General features: G+C 32.9%; 23 protein-coding genes. 1 reads left to right on the forward strand and 22 read right to left on the reverse strand.

The features are described 5' to 3' along the window. Positions 1 to 50 precede the first annotated feature (50 nt). From GWK08_RS07295 to GWK08_RS07335, 9 genes are read right to left on the reverse strand one after another with little or no spacing between them, the layout of a single operon-like run. Positions 51 to 1037 (reverse strand): UDP-glucuronic acid decarboxylase family protein, encoded by a 987-nt coding sequence (locus GWK08_RS07295; protein WP_163606233.1) that lies wholly within the window; start codon positions 1035 to 1037, stop codon positions 51 to 53. 3 nt (positions 1038 to 1040) lie between these two features. Next, positions 1041 to 2207: a glycosyltransferase family 4 protein gene (locus GWK08_RS07300; protein WP_163606234.1), complete on the reverse strand. Its 1167-nt coding sequence runs from the start codon at positions 2205 to 2207 to the stop codon at positions 1041 to 1043. Positions 2208 to 2245: 38 nt separating this feature from the next. Then, complete coding sequence (locus tag GWK08_RS07305; RefSeq protein WP_163606235.1) at positions 2246 to 3097, reverse strand: polysaccharide deacetylase family protein; 852 nt, start codon at positions 3095 to 3097, stop codon at positions 2246 to 2248. Beyond that, positions 3097 to 3861 (reverse strand): methionyl-tRNA formyltransferase, encoded by a 765-nt coding sequence (locus GWK08_RS07310; RefSeq protein WP_163606236.1) that lies wholly within the window; start codon positions 3859 to 3861, stop codon positions 3097 to 3099. Before GWK08_RS07310 ends, GWK08_RS07305 begins: the two co-directional genes overlap by 1 nt. Position 3862: 1 nt before the next feature. Then, positions 3863 to 4564 (reverse strand): WecB/TagA/CpsF family glycosyltransferase, encoded by a 702-nt coding sequence (locus GWK08_RS07315; RefSeq protein WP_163606237.1) that lies wholly within the window; start codon positions 4562 to 4564, stop codon positions 3863 to 3865. After that, positions 4561 to 5562 carry a polysaccharide deacetylase family protein gene (locus GWK08_RS07320; RefSeq protein ID WP_163606238.1) on the reverse strand — a complete coding sequence of 334 codons (1002 nt, stop codon included), beginning with the start codon at positions 5560 to 5562 and terminating at the stop codon, positions 4561 to 4563. The genes GWK08_RS07315 and GWK08_RS07320 overlap by 4 nt, the downstream gene beginning before the upstream one ends. Beyond that, the gene (locus tag GWK08_RS07325) at positions 5559 to 6257 is read right to left on the reverse strand and encodes a formyltransferase family protein (protein WP_163606239.1); all 699 of its coding nucleotides are present in this window, start codon (positions 6255 to 6257) and stop codon (positions 5559 to 5561) included. Before GWK08_RS07325 ends, GWK08_RS07320 begins: the two co-directional genes overlap by 4 nt. Then, positions 6235 to 7248 carry a hypothetical protein gene (locus GWK08_RS07330; protein WP_163606240.1) on the reverse strand — a complete coding sequence of 338 codons (1014 nt, stop codon included), beginning with the start codon at positions 7246 to 7248 and terminating at the stop codon, positions 6235 to 6237. Before GWK08_RS07330 ends, GWK08_RS07325 begins: the two co-directional genes overlap by 23 nt. 5 nt (positions 7249 to 7253) lie before the next feature. Continuing rightward, the gene (locus GWK08_RS07335) at positions 7254 to 8411 is read right to left on the reverse strand and encodes a glycosyltransferase (RefSeq protein ID WP_163606241.1); all 1158 of its coding nucleotides are present in this window, start codon (positions 8409 to 8411) and stop codon (positions 7254 to 7256) included. A gap of 131 nt (positions 8412 to 8542) precedes the next feature. Here GWK08_RS07335 and GWK08_RS07340 point away from each other — a divergent pair, with 131 nt between their 5' ends. Beyond that, on the forward strand, positions 8543 to 9772 hold the full coding sequence (locus GWK08_RS07340) for an O-antigen ligase family protein (protein WP_163606242.1): 1230 nt from the start codon (positions 8543 to 8545) through the stop codon (positions 9770 to 9772). Here GWK08_RS07340 and GWK08_RS07345 read toward each other — a convergent pair. From GWK08_RS07345 to GWK08_RS07405, 13 genes are all read right to left on the reverse strand, one after another. Further along, positions 9757 to 10755: a DUF6369 family protein gene (locus tag GWK08_RS07345; RefSeq protein ID WP_163606243.1), complete on the reverse strand. Its 999-nt coding sequence runs from the start codon at positions 10753 to 10755 to the stop codon at positions 9757 to 9759. The genes GWK08_RS07340 and GWK08_RS07345 overlap by 16 nt on opposite strands. Before the next feature lie 273 nt (positions 10756 to 11028). Then, the gene (locus tag GWK08_RS07350; protein WP_163606244.1) at positions 11029 to 12303 is read right to left on the reverse strand and encodes an MOP flippase family protein; all 1275 of its coding nucleotides are present in this window, start codon (positions 12301 to 12303) and stop codon (positions 11029 to 11031) included. Beyond that, a complete protein-coding gene (locus GWK08_RS07355) occupies positions 12296 to 13435 on the reverse strand; it encodes a TDP-N-acetylfucosamine:lipid II N-acetylfucosaminyltransferase (RefSeq protein ID WP_163606245.1) in 1140 nt (379 codons plus the stop codon). Before GWK08_RS07355 ends, GWK08_RS07350 begins: the two co-directional genes overlap by 8 nt. Then, entirely contained in the window at positions 13432 to 14562 is a 1131-nt protein-coding gene (gene rffA, locus GWK08_RS07360; protein WP_163606246.1) for a dTDP-4-amino-4,6-dideoxygalactose transaminase, read from the reverse strand. The genes GWK08_RS07355 and rffA overlap by 4 nt, the downstream gene beginning before the upstream one ends. Before the next feature lie 36 nt (positions 14563 to 14598). Continuing rightward, positions 14599 to 15390, reverse strand: a complete 792-nt coding sequence (locus tag GWK08_RS07365; protein ID WP_163606247.1) for an acyltransferase — start codon at positions 15388 to 15390, stop codon at positions 14599 to 14601. 3 nt (positions 15391 to 15393) lie between these two features. Continuing rightward, positions 15394 to 16263: a glucose-1-phosphate thymidylyltransferase RfbA gene (gene rfbA / locus GWK08_RS07370; protein WP_163606248.1), complete on the reverse strand. Its 870-nt coding sequence runs from the start codon at positions 16261 to 16263 to the stop codon at positions 15394 to 15396. Between the two features lie 63 nt (positions 16264 to 16326). Next, positions 16327 to 19041, reverse strand: a complete 2715-nt coding sequence (locus GWK08_RS07375) for a heparinase II/III family protein (RefSeq protein ID WP_163606249.1) — start codon at positions 19039 to 19041, stop codon at positions 16327 to 16329. A 44-nt stretch (positions 19042 to 19085) separates the two neighbouring features. Further along, positions 19086 to 20300 (reverse strand): UDP-N-acetyl-D-mannosamine dehydrogenase, encoded by a 1215-nt coding sequence (gene wecC / locus GWK08_RS07380; RefSeq protein WP_163606250.1) that lies wholly within the window; start codon positions 20298 to 20300, stop codon positions 19086 to 19088. After that, on the reverse strand, positions 20279 to 21436 hold the full coding sequence (gene wecB / locus GWK08_RS07385; protein ID WP_163606251.1) for a non-hydrolyzing UDP-N-acetylglucosamine 2-epimerase: 1158 nt from the start codon (positions 21434 to 21436) through the stop codon (positions 20279 to 20281). The genes wecC and wecB overlap by 22 nt, the downstream gene beginning before the upstream one ends. Next, entirely contained in the window at positions 21426 to 22226 is an 801-nt protein-coding gene (gene rfbD / locus GWK08_RS07390; RefSeq protein ID WP_163606252.1) for a dTDP-4-dehydrorhamnose reductase, read from the reverse strand. Before rfbD ends, wecB begins: the two co-directional genes overlap by 11 nt. Continuing rightward, positions 22223 to 22768, reverse strand: a complete 546-nt coding sequence (gene rfbC, locus GWK08_RS07395; protein WP_163606253.1) for a dTDP-4-dehydrorhamnose 3,5-epimerase — start codon at positions 22766 to 22768, stop codon at positions 22223 to 22225. Before rfbC ends, rfbD begins: the two co-directional genes overlap by 4 nt. A 61-nt stretch (positions 22769 to 22829) precedes the next feature. Continuing rightward, positions 22830 to 23879 (reverse strand): dTDP-glucose 4,6-dehydratase, encoded by a 1050-nt coding sequence (gene rfbB / locus GWK08_RS07400; protein ID WP_163606254.1) that lies wholly within the window; start codon positions 23877 to 23879, stop codon positions 22830 to 22832. Further along, on the reverse strand, positions 23880 to 24938 hold the full coding sequence (locus GWK08_RS07405) for a hypothetical protein (protein ID WP_163606255.1): 1059 nt from the start codon (positions 24936 to 24938) through the stop codon (positions 23880 to 23882). Position 24939 lies beyond the last annotated feature (1 nt).

The following is a 24939-nucleotide window of genomic DNA, read 5'->3' on the forward strand; positions in this document are numbered from 1 at the left end:
CAAAAAGGTGTTTAAAAAATGGTCTTATGGATAATTCTTCAGCTTATTCGCTATCTAGTATTATAAACCGAGAAATCTTTGTGTTCTTTTTTTAGCAATTCGCTTTTATCAAGCGATTTAAAATATTCATACGTGATCTTCATCCCTTCTGCCCTTTCTACTTTCGGGCTCCAGTTGAGAACCTCTATTGCCCTGGAAATATCCGGTTGTCTTTGCATAGGGTCATCCACCGGAAGGGGTTTAAATACTATTTTCTGATCTGTTTGTGTCAGCCTGATAATCTCCTCCGCAAAATCCAGAATAGTGATCTCCTCCGGGTTTCCGATGTTAACCGGCTCCACATAATCACTCATCAACAATCTGAAAATCCCTTCTATCTGATCGTCGACATAACAAAAGGACCTGGTTTGAGAACCATCACCAAAAACCGTAAGATCTTCCCCTCGAAGTGCCTGTCCGATAAAAGCAGGTATTACTCTTCCGTCGTTTAAACGCATTCTCGGACCGTAAGTATTAAAAATACGGGCTATTCTTGTTTCCAAACCGTGAAATCTGTGATAGGCCATTGTAATAGATTCCATAAATCGCTTGGCCTCATCATATACTCCTCTCGGACCAATGGTGCTCACATTCCCATAATAGTCTTCCGATTGGGGGTGAACCAACGGATCTCCGTATACTTCAGATGTAGAGGCAATCAATATCCTGGCATTCTTTTCTTTTGCCAATCCTAACAAGTTATGTGTTCCCAGGGCACCCACCTTAAGGGTCTGGATCGGGATCTTAAGGTAATCTATCGGACTGGCCGGTGAAGCGAAGTGTAAAATATAGTCCAGTTTTCCCGGAACATGAACAAACTTGGTAACATCGTGATGATAGAACTCGAAGTTTTCAAGTTTAAAAAGATGTTCTATATTTTTCTGATCACCTGTAATCAGGTTATCCATTCCTATAACATAAAAGCCTTCTTTTATAAAGCGATCGCATAAATGTGATCCTAAAAATCCAGCTGCTCCCGTGATCAGAACTCTTTTCATTGGTTATTCTATTTTGTGTTTTGCAGTGCCCCTATCTATTACCTTGTCTTTGATATTATCTACCTTCTTCTTCATTTTTATTTTCCGCTTAAGGTTGGAAAAGCTGTAATCGAAACGGTAAAAAATATAGCCCAGAATAATAAAAGAGATCATTAGAAACGCCACCAGGATCACATCCGTAGAAGTACTCGCCAACAAAATAAAGAATACCACAAAGATAAAATTAAACGACCCGATGATCAGGCTTGCCTGCTTATGGGTAAGACCCCAATAATCTATTAAAATATGATGAGTGTGATTCCTGTCCGGTGAAAACGGCCCTCTCTTATTGGCCAGTCTTATGGTAAATACCCTGGCAGTATCAAAAAGCGGAACTATCAGGATACTTATTGCTATTATTGGTGCATTTTCCAATAAAAAAGGTAGTTCATTATAAACTGAAGGTTTAAGAGCTAAGAATTTTAAGGTGAGGACACTTATAATAAAGCCCACAATAAGTGAACCGGTGTCTCCCATAAAGATCTTTTTGGTGGAGGAGAAGTTATAGCCTAAGAATGCCATCAGGCTACCATTCAATGTCAGACATACAAGAGCGTAAAAATATTCCTTGGTAACGTAAAAAATGGTCGTATACAGAATAAGGATGACTGTCCCGACTACGGCAGCCAGTCCGTCTATCCCATCAATAAGGTTATAAGCATTAATGATGGTGAGCATCATAAATGCTCCTACCGTGTAATATATATAGGAAGGGATCTCATAGATCCCTAAAAAACCGTTTAAGGAATGGATCCTGAAACTGTCATTCATTAATATGAACACTATAGCCAAAATTTGGGCAGCCAATTTGGTATAGGGAGATAGAACTACGAGATCATCTTTTAAGCCCACTATAAAAAGAATGGTCAGGCCCGGAATAAAATAAATAGCTTCGTCATAGTTGTCCCAGCTTTTCAAAAAGAAGAGTGCAAATATCAGGGTGTAAAAAAAGGATATTCCTCCCAGGGTCGGCGTTCTTTTCTGATGTGAGCTTCGAGCGTTAGGATTATCCATAAGGCTCTTATACTCTACTACTCCGATAATTTTAGGAATGGTAAAATAAGTTATAAGAAAAGCTCCTATAAAAAATAATATTGCCGATGTTAAAAAAGAAAATTCCAGAACCACCATTTTATACATTTAAAAGTACTGACTTTTTTATTAATTTCTCAGTCAAGCCCCACTTTTGTTACTTCATTCCAATTAATCTCTTCACTATATGTTTTCAGATCGACAAAACTATAATCTTTAATAAATTTCTCAAGTTTAGAAAAACTCCCTCCAAGACCATAGTAGGATTTGAATTTTCTGAACGCACTGAGTTCTTTAATAACCGGTTGGCCGGGATCAAAATCTCTGGGATGAAAATACGTCATCATATAAGGTGATTGCTTTGCCATATAATGAACAAGTCTGTAAGGTAATAATCTGAAATACCCTCCTCCAGAAAATATTAAATTCTTGCCAAATAAACTATACGTGTTAATGGGAAACTCTTTTAATTCAATTCCACGATAAGAAATTATACATGGACTGTCCTGTTGAAATTGCGGGATTCCTCCATGCGCTCTGTTAGCTGGGAAAATTGAAGAATCATTTTCAATTCCCATTTCTGCCAATATTTCAAAAGCCCATAAGTTCTCTCTTGTAATAGAAAAGCCCGGAGCTCTATACGATTTAATCTTTTCCCCTATAATTTGTTCCAGAGTATCTATTGAAATTCTAAGATCTTCTCTATATTCATCCGGCTTCATTTCATATGCCAACTGATGCATGTGAGAATGTGTTCCTATTTCATATCCCAACTCATTAATTCTCTTAATTATATCGGGGTATTTTTGGGCAATCCAACCCAGGCAAAAAAAAGTAGCTTTTATGTTATTCTTTTCAAGAACACTAAAAATTCGATCCATATTTTCATGTATTCTGGACTCGTAATTCCCCCACTCCTTCTCTGTTTTTGTAGAGTTATTATCCAATATATGGAACCATTCTTCTATATCAAATGTTAGGATGTTCATCAAAAAAATCTTTTCCCTTTAAGCTTGAAATCCCGAACATCTTCTTTAGTTGGAAAAGAAAAATACGTCTTTTCGGCATCAATATTCGGGATTAGTTTATAATCTCCGTGTTTTATTTTTTTTATAGCTTCAATAATAGCATCCATTCCCAACTGTTTAGAGTCTTTAATAAGCTGTTCCTGCGTTCTATTTCCAATTGCCATTTCCTTCTGAACCAATATTGGACCACTGTCTATTCCTTCATCAACAAAGAAAACACTAACTCCGGTTTTTACCTCGTTGTTCTTCATTACCCAAAAACTTGGCATCAAACCCCTGTACTTTGGTAATAGTGCAGTATGCAAATTTAAGCATCCTTTAGGAGCCAGATTAATTAATTGTGATTTAAAAATTTGGTTTCCTGCTATAGAAATAAGTAAGTCCGGATCATACGATTTTATTTTATCTAACGAATCTCTATGATTAATCGATTTTTCCAGTCTTATTTCGGTAATATTATTTTTTTTGAGAATTCTTGGAACCTTTTTACCTGGCTGCAGTTTTCTGATTAAAAATCTGAAAGAATAAAAAACAAAAAACTTCAAGCCAAAAATAGACAAGGTTTTCTTAGCTTTTTGATAAAACGTTTCTTTTTTGCCAAATGGGGAGGCATTGAAAAGTACAGCAGAAACGATTTCAACATCATCAGGGAGATTGTTCGCTAAATAATCTATATTTTCTGCTAAATAGAACGGCTCGTCCTGAGTAAGTAGGGTTATCTTCATTTTAAATTCTATTGGTAATTACTTTAACGGCAAAATTAAAATAAGTTAGTTGCCTTCTCCATCTTGTAGGTTCAATTAATAATCTGTAAAACCATTCGAGTCCCAGTTTGATAAATAATTTAGGGGCTCTTTTTTTTAAGCCAGTATATACATCAAAACTACCTCCTAAACCCATATATAATGCCTGGTGTTCCTTGTTTAATTCATTCATCAAAAACTCCTGCTTAGGTGTTCCTTGTGCAACAAATATAACATCAGGATTGCATTTTTTGATTTCATTTATTAATATTTCCTTATCTCCTTTCCCCAAAAATCCGTTTCTAAACCCTTTTATATGGATGTCATGGAAGTTTTGCTTCAGTTTTAAAATGGTATTCTCAATCACTTCCTGACTTCCCCCTACAAAGTAAAAGGTCTTGGTTTGCTGGTATCTTTCTATTATATCCAGCCAAAATTCAGCTCCTGCGATTTTCACAGAATCCAAACCTTTTCTGCTAAGTGCCCATACCGCTCCCACTCCGTCAGGATATCCTATATTGTCATTTATGATTTGATCCAATTCTATGTTGGATTTATTTAACTTTTCTGCATTAAGCGCAACCAAAATCTTTTTTTCATTTTCAATTGCATTCAAAAAATCCTCTTTCGACTTGAAGGCATATGTTCTCTTTTTGTTTATGTATGTAAAAGGAGGGGTCTTCATTTATCTCTATCTAAAATGTTTTTATACGTAATTATTGAATTTTCTTTGGACAAAGCACTTGCCAAAAAGTCATCAAACTCGTTAAGTGAGTACTTGGAAAAAGCTTTAGGGTGACCAATCACCACAAAATTATCATTTTCACTATTTTTTTTCCTTTCAGATAACGCTCTTTTAAGGAGGCTTGCCTTAAATCCATCCATAGATACTACAGAATAAGAGGGCAGTAAAAGCATTTTAATAATTTGAAGTTTTGACATCCCGCTGGAAGAGCCATCCCCATAACTCTTATATTTATCCTTACCGAAAAATTTTAAGAAAATAAACTTCCAATAAAATACAGGTGAGACTTTAACGGATGAAATCGGAATCTCAGTAAAATATCCCTTGTCGTTTTCAATACATGGATCGGTATCAAATTTCCAAAAAGACTTATTGGGTGCTTTTGTGAAATCAAACCACTGCGTTTTCGTGGAATTACTGCCATTGAAAAAGACCGTACTATCCATTGAAATCCCATTTTTAATAAAAACATCTTTTGTTTTATTAAACGGCTGAATACACCACCCTCCCGCTCGATAAGCAAATACCTTTTTCCCGGAGAGTTCTTCTAATTCGCTTTTATATTCGTATACAATTCTATCAATGTCCTGGTGTTCAAAGTCACTAAGCCTAAATCGATTTAAATTAAAGATCCATCTATTACCATCATAAAAAGAATCTTCCCAATGAGGGTGAATATGCAATTGTATTTCATGTCCAGAATCTGACAATTCCTTAATTTGAGAAGCAACCAATTCATAATCTTCTCTCAACTTCGGAAACCTTAGATATTCTTTCTTCAGTTTAACCAAATATCCTGCGTCTACGAAAAAAACACACTTGAAATTATATTTGTTCGCAATATTAACCAAGTGTTTTGTCGGTTCAATGATACATTTTTCCGGGGTACCGGACTCACCAAAAAAAAGTTCGTAATCTAAAGTAATAAGTATCTTCAAAGCGTTTTGGTAATAATTTCCTGAATTTCCTTATGCATATATGTATATAATAACCCTCCTTTATTTTCAAAAACGTTTTCTTTAGAACTTTGCAAGAAATCCAGAAGGGTGGAAGGGATCTTTTTTTGAAGTTTTTCTCTCATCATGTAAAAACTATCTTCCTTGTCATAGGGAATCTCTTCTTTTCTAATTATTCCACCTGTATCAATTCCAGCATCAATATAGTGCAAAGTCAATTCACATTTTCCATTTACCAAATAATTCCATTCTATTGCATTTACTCCTTTGATATCCGGAAGTGTAGCATAATGAATATTTAAAATCTTACTATTTATTCCTTCAATAAATCTTTTTGATAAGATTTGATCGATAGCAATTATTAAATAATCATAATTTTTTGATGCAATCCGATCAATGGCTTTTTGAGAATTTATATCCTTAACTTTTACTGGCTTTATTCCCAGTTTGACAAAAAACGAATAATTTTTTTCCTTCTTCTCTTTAAGTCTATTTGAAGCCGTAGAAGTATTCCCGAACTTTCTTTTAGTCAAATATGCTTTTACATATTGGCTTAAATGAGTTTTTCCATAATAAACATCAACGTTATATCCTGCATCTATAGATTTCTGAATAGCAGTTTTTTTCCAATCCACATTATCTATCAATGGATAATTAAATACGAACGCCAGTTTCATTCTTCAACAGGTTTTTAGCACTAATTTTCAAATCTAAAACTTCTACGAAATAAAATAAGGTCCATGCAGGATACTTAAACGGTGACCCGTATTTATAAACAGGAAAAGTGTTAGATATCATTTTTTTATGATTCTTAAGCTGCAGATATTTTCCAATATCGATTAGAAAAAAAGCAGCACTCGCATATCTAAAGTCCTTAATTAACAGAGTGTATCTCAAAAACACTTTTGAGATTAAAAAAATACCTGAGATATTAATTCTATCTGCTTTTCTATAAACAGTTGAGTAAAAGACTTTATGTCTGACGAATATTAAATGTAATTTTTCTAAATACGATTCTAAAATTAGAAAAACATGTTTGCTTTTTGTTTCTTCAAAAATATCCATTAAAATATTCAAAAGATACCCCAATTCATGGCTGGTTGATTGTTTTTCAGGTGAAAAAGAATTATTTTTCATAAGTTCTCTTAAATCCTTGTCTTCCAGGTATTTCATGACTTTGGATTCCAATTCTTTCTTTGTTAAGGCCCCAGAATGGAAATCAAATCTTGATTTTAATAATTTAATATGGAGTGAAGTAACTTCTATTTTCGAGTGGTACGCTTTAATTTGTTCCTCCAGCTCCTGAGCAATCCAATGAAAAGATTTGTTCTTTTTAGAACTAAAATATATTTGGCAAAAATTAAAAAGCTCGTTTTGATTAAGTATTTCTTTTTTCAAGTCAACATTCCCTATATTCTTTTCAAGATCAACCCCATATCGTTTAGAAATGTCGATTGATGCAATAAAATATGCATAACACTTATCACAATAAGCATCGGATTTAAAATTCAAAATGTTAAACTCCCTTATAACTCCTTCTTTTTTGACAAATCTGTTTTTGAGTAAATTAAATGTTATTAATAAATGCTCTTTATCCGATAGTCCTGTAAACCGAATATACTTAAAAAAGGAAAAGAATAATTTATGTTTAAATACATCTAAAATCACAAAGGTTAGTTTTTAATTGAACTGAGGTATACTTTTTTATATTTATAAGCATTTTGAATCCAACTTTTATTGTCAATTATATGCTTTCGTGCACGATCTAAGATCTCTTCTTTACGGCTATCAGTTAAGTCAATTACTTCTTTTAAAATTTTTATAAGCGATTCTGTACTTTCCGATTCAAACAAAAAACAATCGTCATTATCATTCAAAAGATCTTTAATTCCGCCTACATCACTACCAACAAATATTTTTTTATAGGCCATCGCTTCCAATGGTTTTAGCGGTGTTACCGTATCAGTAATTTTATTTTTTAATCGAGGATTTACAATAACATCTATTTCTGAATAGGCTCTATAAACTTCCGACGGTGCAATCTGTCCTTTAAAAAAGACTATTTCTTCCAGAGCAAATTCGCTTATGCTCTTTTCGATCAATTTCATTTCCCTTTCATCCCTAATCGATCCATAAATGATCATTTGAAAATCATCGCGCTCCTTTTTCAAGCATTTTAAAGCTTTAATAAAAAAAGGAATCCCCTCATAATGTGTTATTGATCCAATGTAGCCAAAAACTGTTTTTTTACGTACTACGCTTCTTTCTTGTTTCTTTATATTTTGATCTATCAAGGAGGTATTCACAGCATTGCTAATAATAATTAATTTATCATCTCTGATTCCCAGATTAATCAAGGTGTCTTTTAAATTCTCATTAATAACAAAAACCTTTTTAGAGAATCGCATGGTCATTAATTCAATCTTTAAAGCAATTTTAGCAAGTATTTTACGCGAAAAAGTACCATAAATATTGTCCTTAGGTAACATCCAAAGAGATCGAACCTCATAGAAAACAGGTATTTTTAAGATCCTCCCAACTATTAAGGCTGGTATTCCGCAAAAAAACATTGCATGGGCGTGAATAACATCCGGTTTTTCCCTTTTACATAGTCTATACACGTTTGGAATAAATTTTCCTATTGCAAAGAATTTATTTATCCTTTTTAAAGTGTTTTTTTGCTGGTCGGATATTTCATTTTTTACCCTATTATTAATATTAGTTCTATAATACTTAATGCCATCTATAACTTCTATTTCTTTTCCAGACATATTAGGTAAAAAAGGAACTGTAATTGCAAAAGCATCTATTCCTATTTCCTTTTGAGACATGATTATATCTCTGCTTCGTATAGTAGATCCGGATATTTGTGGAAGGGATTGATAAAGTATATGTAAAACTTTCAATTATTATAAAATTTTTGCCAAAAGTACGTTAATTTGCAGTTTTAACACTGAAGCCCATGAAAAATTTATTTCTGCAAAAAAAGGATGTTTTTTCATTTTTTTTGGTTTGCCTCTTTTTTGTAAGTATTGTTCTAACTCCCAACAGCGTAAACAGCAAAGTAATTATAATTACTCTATTATATTCTCTCTTTTTTTTTAATTGGCGTTCCTTAAAAACCGGCTTATCCAATCATTATCCTTTGCTTCTTTTTTTTATTATATGCTCTTTAAGTTTATTATATTCAGATAATTTATCTCTAGGGTTAAAAAGAATAGAACGACTCACTATTTTGCCAGTTTCCATACTTATTTTTTCTTTTTTACCTCTTAAAAGAAGCTCTCTTACAAATATTTTAAAGTTCTATGTAGTGGTGATTTTCACTGCCACAATTTACTCTCATATAATAACTATTATCACTTTTATTAATAACAATGAACCTCATCTAAGAAATATTTTCAAGTTAAATTATTCCTACCTGGCTTTAGGAAAGACAATCGGGCTACATCCCGCATATTACTCCCTTTACATTCTTACTGCAATCATTATTTTATTTCATTTCTTTAAAAAAAGTAAGCTCCTAAATCAAATATTTGTGGTCTTGGGTATATTATACCTTTCCTTTTTTATTATTCATTTATCATCCAGGACCTCTATTGTTATTCTTTATGTAATAATATTATTTAATCTTATAACATTTCTATTCAAAAAAAAGAAGATTCTAAGAGGTTTTCTTTTTCTTGCCCTTTTTCACATATTTGCTTATTTGGCTATTACCAATATCGGTACTACAAAATACAGGTTTCAGCATATCTTCGGTTTCACCTATTATACTGGTTACACAGTTAATGACGGAGATCATAAACTCAAGTTATGGAGTGCTGCTTTTCATGCCAATAAAAATGTTTTTTGGGGAAATGGGATAGGAGACGTACAAAAAGCACTAAATGAGCAATATGAGTTGAATAACTTAGAAAAACCCTTGAATAGAAGTTATAATAGTCATAATCAATATATTGAATATTATGTTGGAATGGGGGTTATGGGTTTACTGGCTTTTCTTTATATTCTTTTCTATTATTTGAAAAACTTTTATCAACGCCGAAATTTAATAGGGCTTCAATTCATTATTTCAACGTCATTGCTTTATTTGGTAGAATGCGTTTGGAATAGACACAATGGCATTGTTTTCATTTGTTTTATGATCGGTTTGTTGTGGAAACTTAATTCAGATTATGAAGAAGGTTGACTTGAAACTATTTTTTCATCTGTTTTAAAGCCCGCCAGAACTAATAACAAAAATAAAAAGCTATTTTGATACATATAAGATGTCGTGAAACCAATAATTAGAAAATATATTATTACAAATAGTTTAAATTTTTTATTTGTGTGTGTTTTATTTATAAAATAGAAAAGCATAAAAAACAATATACATGACATTAATCCGTATTTGACAAAGAGTGTCATGTAAATATTATCCATGTAAACATTGTAATTATCAATATTGGCCCGGTAAACAAACCACGGTATAAAAAATTTCTCTCCTATTCCCTGCCCTATTATATAATTGTACCATTCAAAATTTGCCATTTTGTCTATAAATGGAGCAAACCTACGTTCGGTGAGTTGGGTAATCAGTAATTGGTAGTCAAATAATGATAATATTCGATCTTTAATAGCATTGTTTAAGTTTAAAATTCCTAAAAACAAAATTATCCCACCTACCAGGAACAATACAGCCCTGCTTAAGAACCTTTTTACATTCGTAACAGACATTAGCAGATTAACTAAAAAGATACATCCTAAAATGATGAAAAAAGTACGGTTACCGGACAAAAAAACAGGTGTAAGTATATAAATTAATTGCAATATCCCTAATTTCCTTTCCTGAGCAATTATTGCTATAAAATAAAAAATGGAAAAAAAAGTTCCCATAGAAAGATATCTCGTTTCTGAAAGTGTAAAAAAGGGATCGTTACTGATTAGCCCTATAAGGTTTGTTTTATTAAGAATAAGAAAGAAAATAATGGATGCATAAAAGTTAATTTTCACAAGTTCATTTGTAAATTTCGCATTCCACTCTATCTGCTTACTCTGCATAATATCAAAAAAAACAAACCCAATTATTAAAAAAAGAATAGGCTTAACATCTTTTAATATGCTAATAATATCAAGACCGGATGTATTTAAGAGTATACTTAAAGGAAGGTAACAAATAACAAAAATGGCCAAGATCAAACTTGAATCAAAAGTTACTTTTTTAATTCTCAGTCTATACAGTTGATTTAACAAAAACAAAATTACCGGGAAAAGCACAAAAGCATAATAGATATTAACTTGAAACTTGGTATGCAGAATAGTTAAAGATGGGGTTATAGGAAGTAATACCGTCCATTTAATGAAATGCTCTAATCTTCGATTTATCCAAAAACTTAATCCAAGATAAAAGTAAAGCAACAAAAAAATAAGAAAAATTATCGCCGATACCATTATTAGAATATCTGATTATTTTATAGAAGGCTTTATTATAGCCCACAAATATTCTTTAAAGCTTGCTCCGGTCATTCTGTTTACCAATAATTTCCAACTTGGGTAGAACAAAATAGCCATTGCAATGTTTAAAGCCCATGCTACATAGGTAATTCCAAATCCAGCTCCTACAAATATAAAAACTGGGATTATCAAAAAGGTAATGCAGTTCCAAATAAATTCTAAATGTGTTTTACCTGTTGCTATTACTAAACTTCCTATAGGGTTACCAATTGCCCTAAAAACCATATAAATACTTAAAATGCGCAACAAGGGAATAACCTCATCAAAACCCTTTCCATAAAAAATCTGTACTAAGATAGGTGCAAAAATTATAGTAACAGCATACACAAAAATGTTAATTTTAGACACAATGCCTATAAGCTTTAAATAATTCTCTTTTAAAAGCTCTTTATGGGACTGAAATTTTGCCAAAGCAGGAGAAGCTACCTTAACCAAAATAGGGTTTAAAATCTGCGCTGGCCTAAAAACCAGTTGCTTTGCTAAACTATATCCGCCTAAAATATCCTGATTAAAAAATTTACCTATTATTAAAATATCCAAATCCCGGTTAAAGTAATTAATTACTTGACCCCCTACCTGATAAACCCCAATTTTAATAAAAGGCTTTGTTTCAGCCAGTTTAAAATGCCTTAGCAGTCCATATTTTTTAATTCCAAAAGAAAAATACAATACGTTCTGAATTAAGTATTGCAGTAGCGCAGAGTATACTAATGAAAGTACACCATAGTCATTTGCAGCTAAATACACTGCAAACAAAAGTGAAGATACCGCAGCAATTATCTCAAAAATTGTAATTTCCTTAAAAAGCAGGTGTTTGGATTCTATTGTTTTAAATATTCTCCCTAGAGCAGAGATGATGAGATTTAGACCCAATAGTTGTATTAGCACATTAAGCTCTGGCTCGTCGTAAAAATTAGCTACCAAAGGAGCAATTAAAAAAAGTAAAGCATAGAGAATAATGCTAAACCCTAAATTAAACCAATACAGGCTAGCGTATTCATTTTTAGTTATTTTTTGTTTATGTAGAATAGCAGAGGTAAGCCCCATATCATTAAAAAGGTTCATAAAACCCATTACAAAGGTTACGAGGGCCATTAATCCAAAATCGGATTTGTCCAAAAATCTGGCCAGAATAGAAATCTTCAACAGAGCAGCAATAGCATTTACTACAGTACCGACTGTAGTCCATTTTACACTTGAAACCACCTGTTTTTTAATACTATTCACCTAATATCTCCAATATTTGTTCTTTGATCTTATTTTTTACTTTATTATAGGAATATAATTCTTTAGCCAGCTTAATATTATGTAGCTGTTCTTCAACACTTAACGGGTTTAGCGCATTTTTATCCATTAGGTCTTTTTGAACTGAAAAAACCAAAAAACCTTCTCTTTTTAAAAAGGAAAATATTGTATTCTCTTCTCGAAGAAAGATTTTACATCCTGCTGTAATGGCCAATAATATAGTATTAAAGGCCTGTTGTCTTTTATGATTCATGATCAAGACCGAGCAGCTTTCTATAATATCATTGTATTCCTTTAAACTAAGGAAATCAACCATCGGATATGCATTCTCTCCGAACAAAGCTTCCGCTTTTTTAATGACAATTCTTTTGTAGTGCTGATCTCCATAACTCAAAGGAATATATATTCTTCTATCATCAATTCCTTTTACTGTTAATTCCTCAAAAATATCAAAATGATTATTGGTTTCTGAGCTGGAATTCCCTATTAAAATATGCTGTTTGTTAATTTGATTATTTATGCTTACTGTTTCCGTATCAAAACTAAAATATGTAAACCAACCGCTTTTCGAATTGTTTTCCGAATATTTATTGAGTCGTTCGACATCTTCCGGAATATTAGTCAATACATAGTCAATTTTGTTTTTGAGAAGCTTTTTAAGCTGTTTCCAATAGTAATGTCTTTTTAATTTCCCTAAAAAGAGCCTTCTAAACCGAACGGATAGTGGAAGGCTTTTTTTGTATGCTTTTTGAGTTAAGGGTAATAGGTTATTAATCTCTTTATTCAAGTTGTATAATTCCGCTCCCCAAAACACCCAGGCAACTTTATTAATATCATCCATATGGGCCCTAAGCTTCAATTTATACTCCTTGTATAGATTGTGGAATATAACAAGAGATGCCTTTTTTACAATTTTCCGGAAAGTTATGATATATTCCCTGGATCCAATATTTTCATATATCACACGATCATGATCTACTATTCCATGGAGATCTTGGACAGGTTTAGGTGAATAAAGGCCTACTAAATAAATATTCCTCCCTGGAAAAACATCTTCAAATATTTTAACGACGCTCTTTAAGAATTTTTCTTCCTCTACAATATGAACGATCATTGATAAAATTCCTTAATAGTATCTGTAATAAATAAAACCTGCTGCTCAGTTAATTCATAAAACATTGGAAGCCTGATCAGACAGTCAGTATAATGATCCGCCATGGGGAGTTCATCTTTATTCTCCTTTTGAATCTTCGTATAATAGTCACTTTTATGTAGAGATAAATAATGAAAAACTGCAAGAATTCCTTTCTTCTTTAGAAAAGCAATTAAACTATCTCTTTGCATTACATTGTCTGCAATTATATAAAACATATGCGCATTATTGGTGGCATATCCGGGAATGAAAGGTAATTTTATAGAGCCCTGGATCTCCAAAGACCTTAGGTTCTTATAATATAAGTCCCAAAGATGAACTCTTTTCTTTTGGATTTCGGGTAGTTTTTCTAATTGAGAATAAAGAAAGGCAGAGATAATCTCTGAAGGCAGGAATGATGAGCCTGTGTCCACCCAACCATACTTATCAACTTCACCTTTGTAGAAAGCCGACCTGTTTGTTCCTTTCTCCCATATTATTTCAGATCTTTCAATAAAGCTATTATCATTAATCGTTAATAGCCCTCCTTCTCCAGATATAATATTCTTTGTTTCGTGAAAGGAAAACGCTCCTAAATGCCCTATACTACCTAAAGCTTTACCATTATAATAGGAGTCGATTGCCTGCGCTGCATCTTCAACAACAAAAATATTGTGCTTTTGGGCTACATCCATAATTAAATCCATATCACAAGCCACACCTGCATAATGAATAACCACAATTGCTTTCGTCCTTTTTGAAATTAAGTTTTCCAATTTCTTTTCGTCAATACCGGGATGATCAGCTCTACTATCGGCAAACACTATTTTAGCTCCCTGACGAATAAAAGCTAAGGCAGAGGAAACAAATGTATAAGAAGGTACTATTACCTCATCTCCTTCTTTTATATTTAATAAAATGGCAGCCATTTCCAGAGCATCTGTACAAGATGTGGTTAGAAGGGTCTTTTTAAAACCAAATTGTTCTTCAAAAAAAAGGTGGCATTTATTAGTAAAATATCCATTTCCGGATATTTTTCCCAGGTTAACCGCTTCTTTTATATAATCGGTTTCTTTACCTGTTAAATATGGCTTGTTAAAAGGGATCATCAAATTACTGGTACTAATAAAAATAGGTTTGTTTAATTATTTTACTACAGGAATAAATTTGGCCTTGTCGTATAGGATATATTTCATAAACTTATACTCATAGTCAGATCGAGTAGGCCAATAAGATCTTTCTTCTAAATTAAATCTCGTATTTCCAACCCGGATCTGCACTTCATCCAGTTCTTCATATTCTAAATCTGCCTCACGAATACTGTTTTCAAGGATAAAACTTTTGTAATAATTCTTAAAAATCTTCTTTTTTTCTTTTATCCCGATCTCAGAAAATTGAGTACCCATTTTATCCTTAACATTCTTAGCTGGAGATCCCGCATATATTTCGTTCTCTTCCATATCCTTCACAACCAGGCTGCCTAACATTGCCATAGATCCTTTCTTAGCATGAACCGGGGATACAATACAATGCCCTACAAACCAAACATCATCTTCGATAACCATTTTCTTTTTGGTATTCCATCTGCATCCATTTAGCATATCTCCAAATTTCATATGTGACCAAAGCTGGGAATATGTTCCAATACCGACATTATTTCCAATCTTCATACCTCCAATGGAGTCAATAATGGTATTCTGACCGATCCAACAATTATGTCCTATTTCGCATTTTTCCGAGCCATGAATCGTTGTGTTTTTATGAATGGTAGTATAATCTCCTATCACTAATTCCGGTACATCTATATAAACATTTTCTCCTATAAAGCACCCGTACCCGATAGTAATCTTTTTACAATTACTTCCTAAAGTAATTTTCTCGTCCAAAAGAGTTTTTTCACCAAGGTTAACTATTGTCGAAGAGTTTCTTATTTCCATTATTTAACTTATTTTCTTTAAGTAGTTTCCGTATCCACTTTTTTTATACTTCTCAGCAATTACCTTTAATTGCTCATGTGTTATATATTTCATACGATATGCTATTTCTTCCAGGCAGGCTATTTTTAACCCTGTTCTTTTCTCCACTGCTTTCACAAATTCCGTAGCTTCCGTAAGTGCTTCATGAGTACCGGTGTCGAGCCAGGCATATCCTCTACTCATAATTTGCATATTCAAACAATTCTTTTCTAAAAACTCCTGATTTACAGAGGTAATTTCTAATTCTCCTCTAGCAGAAGGCTTTACCGCCTTGGCAACTTCTATAACTGAGTTTGGGTAGTAATACAGGCCTACCACTGCATAATTGGATTTAGGATTCTGAGGTTTCTCTTCGATGCTAAGAACATTTCCCTGATCATTGAATTCTGCAACCCCATACCTTTCAGGATCATCTACATAGTATCCAAAAATTACTGCCTTTCGTTCTTCTTTAACCGTTTTTACAGCTTGCGCCAGTATTTTTTGTAGTCCGGCTCCATAAAAAATATTATCTCCTAATATCAGGCAAACGTCATCTTTTCCTATAAACTCTTCACCGATAATAAAGGCTTGTGCCAAACCATCAGGGGAAGGTTGTTCGGCATATGAAATCTTCATTCCAAGCCTGGAACCATCTCCTAAAAGGCCTTTAAAATTTGGTAGGTCGTGAGGTGTGGAGATAATCAAAACTTCCTTTATTCCAGAAAGCATTAAAACCGATAAAGGATAATATATCATTGGTTTATCATAAACCGGTAATAACTGTTTGGATACTACCTGAGTTAAAGGATGCAGACGTGTTCCTGAACCTCCTGCTAATATTATTCCTTTCATATCTTTTCTATAATTTAATTATCAAACACCCATTAAAATTTAGTACTTCACTTTTTGCAGTTCTTATTTTATGATTGTTTCTCTTATCTCAACTATGTTTCCTATTGTTCGTTTATATCCAGCTCTATCATAGAGAAATATTTTTATTTTCTCAAAATCCGTAATAGGCGTATTAATAACTTTTATAACATACTTCTCTTTATCGTTATGATAAATGTAAGGTTCAAAATCCCAGGTATCATAATTCCTATTTTTCTTCTTGGAATATTTTAATAGTTTTTCCTTGTCTTTCTCATATACATAAGTATGAAATCCTATTTTATATTTCTTAATTATTTCATTTGTAATATTGCCATCGAGTTTAAAATAAAATTTAATTTCTTTATTAGAAATTCTTTTTGCATATATTCTATTAATAGTAAAATCTTTAGCTAGTATTGCTCTATCAAGTATAGTTGTACTGTTCTCCGTTTCCTTCGCAATCTTTTCATTTTGATCTAAGAAAAAATTATCTATTTCATATTTTGCAAGCTCTCTTTTATAACCAGGTCTATCAAAAAGAAAGATTTTAAAACTTTGAAATTGTTTTATTCTGGTATTTATATTAATGCTAATATAGTTTCCGTGATTAGTTTGAACTATTTCATTTTCCTTAACATTCCACAATTCATAATTACGCCCTTTTTGTCGTGAATATGTGGATAACATTGGTTTATCTGTATCATCAACAGAACCTCTTAGCCCTATAGTATATTTTCTTAAACTCTCTTTTGTAACATTTTCATCCAATTTAAAGATCAAGGAATATTCATTTTCACTCCATTTTAAAACATACATTTTTTTTAGACCAAAGCCATCAATTTTATTGTTTAGTCTTATTGAATATTCTGTTGAAAGTCGCAAGTTTTCTTCAAAAAAATCTTTATCCAAGCGGAATTTCGGTATTACTAATGATTTTAAAGGCTTTTTAGAATTATTCCATAAAATTTTAAAATTTTCCTTAGTATCACTAATTTCTATTTCATCTATATTTTTCTTTTGAAAGCTCTCTATCTTAATAATTGTTCTATTGTTAAAGGTGCGGGGTATTGAGTCTGTCAAATTAGTCTTAAAAACGATCTGATTTCCTTTTACTGTACGTTCTGCTCTTAGAGCATATAATCCTCTAATGTTTTCCCCATTGTACTTAGTTAGTGAGTATTGATGAGCTAAAAGTTGTTTTATTGATAATTTATTACGCTCAAACATTGCGGTTATGCTATTTCCTCTTTTGCCTTCATTAATTGATTCAACCTTAGTACCTAAATTAAACATCTGAGAAACAGAACGAATTCCTTTTGCTGAATAGACATTATCATCTAAAATTATAATATTGGGCTTTATAAATATCAAGGTTCTATCAAACCTCTCAAAAGGATTAGGTATAAATGTCCCTTTTATAACGGAATAATCTTCTTCAAGCTCTGAATAATTAATATAGCTACTTCTTAAAGGAAAGTTATAATAGTTGGTTTCATTTACAGTAAATGTATTATGCGCTTTAGTACTTTTCAAATACGCTACCGTATCATTCTTTGAATAACCCCAGCTTCCAGGATCAACAATCAAGTCTTCTTTATTTGAAAATAAGGAAAAAGAAAGATTATCAGAATGTTTGTGAACTCTCAAAAAATGCCCAGCTATAAAGTTTATATATGTGGAGGTGTCAAAACTATTTCCTTTTTTCCATTCATCTCTTAAAATTGCATATCCAGCATTTTTAAAAACAACATCACAATGTTCCGGTTGAGTACCTCTCAATCCGTTACTTTCTATGAAATCAAGTCGAGAATCAGGATATCGCTTGGAATACAGAAGTTTTTCGCTTATTGGATAAGTATCTCCTTGAAAAGGGTAGATCAAATTTGGCTTTAAAACATACACCAAATAAGATTTCATTTTTTCCAATAGTCCCGTATATTCTTGGCTTGGAGTGTCTCCAAAATTTTTCATTAATGTTATAAAGTCCTTCAATAAATCCATTATAAATGGATGATATTGAGGTGAGTTCTCAAGGGAAACTCCTTCATCACTTACTTCTTTCCGAATTAAGGTATCAAATCTCGATAAAGCCTTTTTTTTCCACTTTGAGGAGAGCTCATAATTCTTAAGTATATAGCTGAGGTATAGCAAGGCTCTATCCATCATTATTGCATGATTCCCCCCTGTATAATTTCGGTCATCAAATAACCATTCTCCGTACTCAATTAAGTGTTGAGTAATTATTTGCTTAGTAAGTCTATCTAGTTTATTCGCAAATTTTAAGGTATAATATAGATGAACGAGGTTTATAACTCTATTAGCAACAGCATGGTCATTCCAAATAACCAACTTCCTTTTTTTTAAAAGGCTTTCGCTTTTATAATTAGAGTTCCATGAATATAAAATTTCCTTAGCTTTTATTAAATACTTCTCATCAGCCTCTTCTTCATATGCTTTTGTCAAGACAGCAATCATCCTTAAGCTAAAAAAATACGTTTTCCAGGAAGGGTTCTTATACGGGTCAACACTCCAATCTAACTCATCATATTTTACAGATTTCCAGCCTCCATTTAAGTTAATATAGTTCCTTAAGATTGTATTCGCGTTATTAACCAATTTATCTGGTTCGTTATTACCTACTCTGCTAAGTAGCTTGGAAGGTGAAGTCTCAACAAACTCAATGTTTTCTTGCGAACAACTAAAGTGACATACCAATAGGAATGGTATTAGATAATTAAATACTTTTCCGTATTTCATTTGATAAGACATTCTTAAAATTACTATACTTTTTTAGGCTGCTGCTATTTAAAAACCCCGCAAAAATCCAAAATCACTTTATCTTCAGCATATTTTAAATTTTTAAATTCATCATGGGCCACTAAAAATACTACAATATCTGCTTTCTCAGCTGCTTCTTTATAATCCGTAAGCTTAAAAACCTTATGAGATTCAATATTCGGTTCAACAATATAATATTCTTCATTATTGGCATCTTGCAGTACTTTTTGAACAATATATTTTGCTGGAGATTCCCTTAAATCATCAATATTCGGTTTAAAAGCGAGCCCCATTAGTGCAATTCTTGGCTTTCTTCCATTCTTCAACTCAAACTCCAGCTTTGCTGTTTTTACTTTTTCGGCACACCAGAAAGATTTATAATTATTAATTTCTCTGGCCTTACCTATTATCTGAGATTCCATAGGATAATCGGCCACAATAAAGTAAGGATCAACAGCAATACAATGCCCTCCAACTCCACATCCGGGTTGCAGAATATTAACCCTTGGATGTTTATTCGCCAAATTGATCAATTCCCAAACATTAATTCCTGCTTTATCACAGATCAGGGATAATTCATTGGCAAAAGCTATCTGAACATCTCTTGAAGAATTTTCTACCAGCTTACACATTTCGGCGGTTCTGGCATTGGTTTTATGTAGCTCTCCCTGAATAAAGTCGGTATAAAATCTAACTGCTTTTTCTGTAGATTCTTCATTAACCCCACCAATAACCCTGTCGTTATGTACTAATTCGTACATAACATTTCCGGGAAGAACTCTTTCCGGGCAATAAGCAATATATAATTTATCTCTAAGCTCCGGTCTTTCCGAATAAATAAAGTCCATCATTTTTTCGGTAGTCCCAATCGGTGACGTCGATTCTATAATGTATAAATCTCCTTCTTTAAGCAAAGGCAAAATAGCTTTGGTTGCAGCTTCAACAAAGGAAATATCCGGTTCATTCTTATCTTTAAAAGGAGTAGGCACAACTATCAGATAAACATCAGCCTCCACAGGTGTTACAGAAGCTCTTAAATATCCGTCTTTAACCGCGTCTGCGACTGCTTTATCCAGTTCGGGCTCGATGATATGGATTTCTCCTTTATTAATAGTTTCGACAACATTGGGATTGATATCTACCCCGTGAACATGGGTTTTATTCTGTGCTATTAAAGCTGCTGTAGGTAATCCGATATACCCAAGCCCCATCATCACTACACTAGCTTTTCCTTCCATTCTTTATTGTTAAGTTTTATAATATGGTTTGCAATTCTTTCACACGCTTTTCCATCTCCATAGGGGTTATGAAGCTTACTCATTTCCGTATAAGCATTGGAATTATTTAAAAGACGGGTTGTCTCTTTTACAATCTTCTCTTTATCTGTACCTACCAAAAGTACCGTACCGGCATCCACTGCTTCCGGCCTTTCCGTGGTATTTCTCATAACAAGCACCGGTTTTCCCAGACTAGGTGCTTCCTCCTGAACTCCTCCACTATCGGTTATTATTAAATAAGATCTTTCCATTAACCATACAAATGCCGGATAAGCCAGAGGCGGAATTAAGCTTATATTTTCAACTTTCTTAAGCAGCTGATATACAGGTTTTTGAACATTTGGATTTAAATGAACAGGATAGATAATCTGAACATCCGTATTTTCAATTGCTATCTGTTTTAATGATTCACAGATATCAATAAACCCCTGCCCGTGATTTTCTCTTCTATGACCCGTTACCAAAACCAATTTTTTATCTGATTGGACAATGCTTTTGAGTTTTTCGATCTCCTCATTGTCAAAATTTTCAGATTTCACTTTTTCCACACTGTAAAGCAAAGCGTCTATTACCGTATTTCCAGTAACAACAATAGTATCAACGTCCTTGTTTTCATCGATTAGGTTCTTTCTGGAAGTTTCTGTAGGTGCGAAATGTAAATCGGTAACGACCCCCGTCACACATCGGTTCATTTCTTCAGGAAAAGGCGATTGCATATTAAAAGTCCTCAAACCCGCTTCTACATGGCAAACTTTAGCTCCCGCATAAAACGACGCAATACTGGCTGCCATGGTTGTAGTAGTATCTCCATGGACATATACATAATCCGGTTTAAAATCTTCTAAAACTGGTTTGAGGTTCAAAATAATGTCGGAGGTTAATCCATATAGGTTCTGATTTGGCTTCATCAGATCCAAGTCATAATCCGGATCTATTTCAAAGAATGATAGCACCTGATCCAACATCTCTCTATGCTGTGCTGTAATACATATTTTGGTTTCAAAATAATCTTCCCGGGATTGAAATTCCTTTACCAAAGGAGCCATTTTTATGGCCTCCGGTCTTGTTCCAAATATTATTAAATTCTTAATTTTCATTACTCTTTATTGGTTTGTTTGAAGCCAATTCACTGTTCTTTGGTCTTGCGGCAAAAGTACGATAATTCTTCACTCTTTCAAGCTTTACCTTATCTAACATTCCATTCTCTTTAAGAATTTTATAGGCAAAATCAAACCAGGTCATTGCTTCTCCGTCTGTATAGTGATAAATCCCAAATTCTATATCTTTCTTATTTAAAATTGTCAATATAAAGTGTGCTAAATTTAAAGCATGGGTCGGGCACCCTGTTTGATCATCCGTAATTCGCAAGGTTTCATTAGTACCTGCTTTTTCTAAAATGGTCTTATAGAAATTTTTACCAAAGTCGGAATAAAGCCAAGAAGTTCTTATAAGATAATATTCCTCTAATATTTCCTGAATATGTTGCTCTCCTTGAAATTTTGATTTACCATATTCGTTAATCGGATTCGGAGTATCTTCTTCGGTATAAGGTCCTCTTTTTTTTCCGTCGAATACATAATCGGTTGATATATGTATCAAAGCGATCCCCCTCTTTTTACATACTTCAGCCAGGTTCTTAACTCCGTCAGAGTTTACTTTAAAAGTCTTCTCGGGTTCTTTTTCCGCCTGTTCCACATTAGTATATGCAGCACAATTAATACAGTAGTCAAAACGGTTTTCAAAAAAGAACTTTTCCAGCTGATCTTTATCAGTTATATTCAAAGATTCTTTTGAAACGAACTTAAATCTAAATTCATACGAATCACTTATTTGTTTCAACGCGAGTCCAAGTTGTCCATTTGCACCCGTTATAATAACACTCTTCATAATAGAAGGTCCTGAAATGTTCTTAGGTCCTTGTCCTTTTGTGACAAGATTATATGTTCTTTAGGATATTCCCAATCTATATTAAGATCAGGGTCGTCGTATTTAATTCCCGATTCCATTTCCCTATCATAGTAATTATCACATTTATAAGAAAAAATGACATCTTCACTAAGAGCAAGAAAGCCATGAGCAAAATTTCCAGGAATAAACAATTGAAGGTTATTTTCTTCGCTCAACACAGTTTTTATGTGCTTCCCAAAAGTTAGAGAGTTTTTTCTTAGGTCTACCGCTACATCCAGTACCTTTCCTTTTATAACTCTAACCAATTTGGATTGAGCACTTTTATCTTTTTGAAAATGCAATCCACGTAAAACACCTTTTTTGGAAATGGATTGATTGTCCTGAACAAAATTAACATCTATTCCTGTTTGTTTTAGGAATTGCCTTCTATTAAAGCTTTCAAAAAAGCTTCCCCTTTCATCAACGAAAAGGGTCGGTTTAATAAGATAGCAATCTTTAATATATGTTTCTTCTATTTCCAAAACAATTTACAATCAGAAAAATATTTTATCAAAACGATAGGATCGTTCAGTTAGTGTATAACTAATAATTATTATATTGATTTTTGTAATACGTTCTGTATTCTCCAGAAGTTACATTGTTTAGCCACTCCTGATTATTTAAATACCAATCTATAGTCTTTTCAAGACCCTCCTCAAAGGTAACAGATGGTTTCCAGCCAAGCTCCTTACTTATTTTAGAAGCGTCAATAGCGTAACGTAAATCATGACCTGGTCTATCTTTGACATAAGTAATCAGTTTCTCTGAAACCCCTTCTTTTCTGTTTAATTTATTATCCATTAACCTACATAACAGCTTAACCAGATCTATGTTTTTCCACTCGTTAAAACCCCCTATATTATACGTCTGAGCATTTTCACCTTTATGAAAAACGAGATCAATGGCCGTGGCATGATCTTCAACATAAAGCCAATCTCTTGTATAGTTTCCATCACCATAAACAGGTAGTGGTTTGTTGTTGATGATGTTATTTATAAAAAGAGGGATTAACTTCTCTGGAAAATGATTGGGGCCGTAATTATTTGAGCAATTCGTAATTACATAAGGTAAATTATAGGTCTCTCCGTAGGCTCTTACAAAATGATCTGAGCTCGCTTTAGATGCAGAATAAGGTGAATTTGGATCATAAGGTGTAGATTCAGTAAAAAACCCTTCAGCTCCTAAAGAACCATAAACTTCATCCGTACTAACATGATAAAATCTGTTACGCTTTCCTTTATTATTCCAATTCTTTTTGGCTGCATTTAAAAGATTAACCGTTCCTATGATATTTGTCCTAACAAAAGCTAAAGGATCTGTTATAGAACGATCTACATGTGATTCTGCAGCAAGATGAATTACACTTTCTATTTTATGTTGTTTAAAGATCTCGTCTATGAAACTTTCATTTGTTATATCTCCTTTAAGAAATGTATAATTCGGCCTGTTTTCAATATCTTTCAGATTTTCCAAATTTCCCGCATAAGTTAGAGCGTCCAGATTAAAAATATGATAATCTTTATAGTTATTTACAAACCTTCTTACAACATGTGAGCCGATGAATCCGGCTCCTCCAGTAATTAAAATATTCATTTATTCTGTTTTTGAATTTTTGTAAGATTTAAGAAAATGGTTTAGTTCTAACAATAACAATATCAAAAGTGTAAAAGAAATGAATCCGGTAAAGATCAAAAATTTATAGCTTTTAAAAAGGCTATTTGCCCTGGCTCCTCTTGCAGGAAAATCCGATATTACATTGATAATATTAGCTTTATTGGCTTTTTCTTCATTCAATTCAACTATATTTTCCTTTAAGAGGTCCATTTGTTTAATCAACTCAAGCTCTCTATTCTGAGCTATGTTGTTATCCGCCAAGTTGATGCTCGTTCCCGTCCCAGGGTTCTCTGCTGTTTTGATCATAACCTGTCTGTACAGTTTTTGAAGCGAATCTATTTCTTGCGACTGTTTGTTATACAAGCTATCCTGAAGCTTTAAATTCTCATCACTGGTCTGTTTTTGGATCTTGAAATATATATTAGCCGAAATAGAAGAAACAATCTCAGGTTGTACTTTTTTTGCTATAGTATTATCATCACTAACAACCGTGATCTTATGAAATCGGGCATCCAAAGAGTTAAAGTTCTTTAGATAAGATTCAAAATCTATAACTTTTATAGTGTTAGTATCTAGTTGTCGAATAAAATCATCAAAAAGTTTTACTTTCTGATTTTCATCCGAATAAGATTCTGCAAAAACCTTTTTGATCGAAGCCGCTTCTCTTTCCGTAATTTTTAATGCCTGGGCTAAAGAAGTTGAGTCCTGTGCCTGAGCTAATTCATTATAAAAACTGATATTGTTATATAATTGCTGAACACTGTTGAAGTTAGGCTCCACAACCATAGAAGATTCATATATATCTCCTCTTCTCAGGTCGAGATAAAATCCTATTGCCAAACCTATTACTCCTGCAATCGCAAATTTTATAAAGTGCTTTTGAAGGAATAAAAGAAGTAATATCAGTAAATGAAACAGGCCTTTAAAAATACTGGCTATAAAGTTGAAAAACTTGTTAAAAGCATTTCCGATCAACTTGAAAAGTTGTCCCAGGTCTACTTCTTCAGAACTGTTTTGAGGTTGAACATCCTTACTCATT

The sequence above is a fragment of the Leptobacterium flavescens genome (assembly GCF_010671605.1).
Taxonomy (GTDB): Bacteria; Bacteroidota; Bacteroidia; order Flavobacteriales; family Flavobacteriaceae; genus Leptobacterium; species Leptobacterium flavescens.

Excerpts from the sequence above, each read along its gene's own strand:
- GWK08_RS07405 (WP_163606255.1), bottom strand. The coding sequence starts at position 24,938 with ATGAGTAAGGATGTTCAACCTCAAAACAGTTCTGAAGAAGTAGACCTG.
- GWK08_RS07300 (WP_163606234.1), bottom strand. The coding sequence starts at position 2,207 with ATGGTGGTTCTGGAATTTTCTTTTTTAACATCGGCAATATTATTTTTT.
- GWK08_RS07340 (WP_163606242.1), top strand. The coding sequence starts at position 8,543 with ATGAAAAATTTATTTCTGCAAAAAAAGGATGTTTTTTCATTTTTTTTG.
- GWK08_RS07310 (WP_163606236.1), bottom strand. The coding sequence starts at position 3,861 with ATGAAGATAACCCTACTTACTCAGGACGAGCCGTTCTATTTAGCAGAA.
- GWK08_RS07305 (WP_163606235.1), bottom strand. The coding sequence starts at position 3,097 with ATGAACATCCTAACATTTGATATAGAAGAATGGTTCCATATATTGGAT.
- GWK08_RS07335 (WP_163606241.1), bottom strand. The coding sequence starts at position 8,411 with ATGTCTCAAAAGGAAATAGGAATAGATGCTTTTGCAATTACAGTTCCT.
- rfbA (WP_163606248.1), bottom strand. The coding sequence starts at position 16,263 with ATGAAAGGAATAATATTAGCAGGAGGTTCAGGAACACGTCTGCATCCT.
- GWK08_RS07355 (WP_163606245.1), bottom strand. The coding sequence starts at position 13,435 with ATGATCGTTCATATTGTAGAGGAAGAAAAATTCTTAAAGAGCGTCGTT.
- rfbB (WP_163606254.1), bottom strand. The coding sequence starts at position 23,879 with ATGAATATTTTAATTACTGGAGGAGCCGGATTCATCGGCTCACATGTT.
- wecC (WP_163606250.1), bottom strand. The coding sequence starts at position 20,300 with ATGGAAGGAAAAGCTAGTGTAGTGATGATGGGGCTTGGGTATATCGGA.
- GWK08_RS07325 (WP_163606239.1), bottom strand. The coding sequence starts at position 6,257 with ATGAAACTGGCGTTCGTATTTAATTATCCATTGATAGATAATGTGGAT.
- rffA (WP_163606246.1), bottom strand. The coding sequence starts at position 14,562 with ATGATCCCTTTTAACAAGCCATATTTAACAGGTAAAGAAACCGATTAT.
- GWK08_RS07365 (WP_163606247.1), bottom strand. The coding sequence starts at position 15,390 with ATGGAAATAAGAAACTCTTCGACAATAGTTAACCTTGGTGAAAAAACT.
- GWK08_RS07315 (WP_163606237.1), bottom strand. The coding sequence starts at position 4,564 with ATGAAGACCCCTCCTTTTACATACATAAACAAAAAGAGAACATATGCC.
- wecB (WP_163606251.1), bottom strand. The coding sequence starts at position 21,436 with ATGAAAATTAAGAATTTAATAATATTTGGAACAAGACCGGAGGCCATA.
- GWK08_RS07295 (WP_163606233.1), bottom strand. The coding sequence starts at position 1,037 with ATGAAAAGAGTTCTGATCACGGGAGCAGCTGGATTTTTAGGATCACAT.
- GWK08_RS07375 (WP_163606249.1), bottom strand. The coding sequence starts at position 19,041 with ATGAAATACGGAAAAGTATTTAATTATCTAATACCATTCCTATTGGTA.
- rfbD (WP_163606252.1), bottom strand. The coding sequence starts at position 22,226 with ATGAAGAGTGTTATTATAACGGGTGCAAATGGACAACTTGGACTCGCG.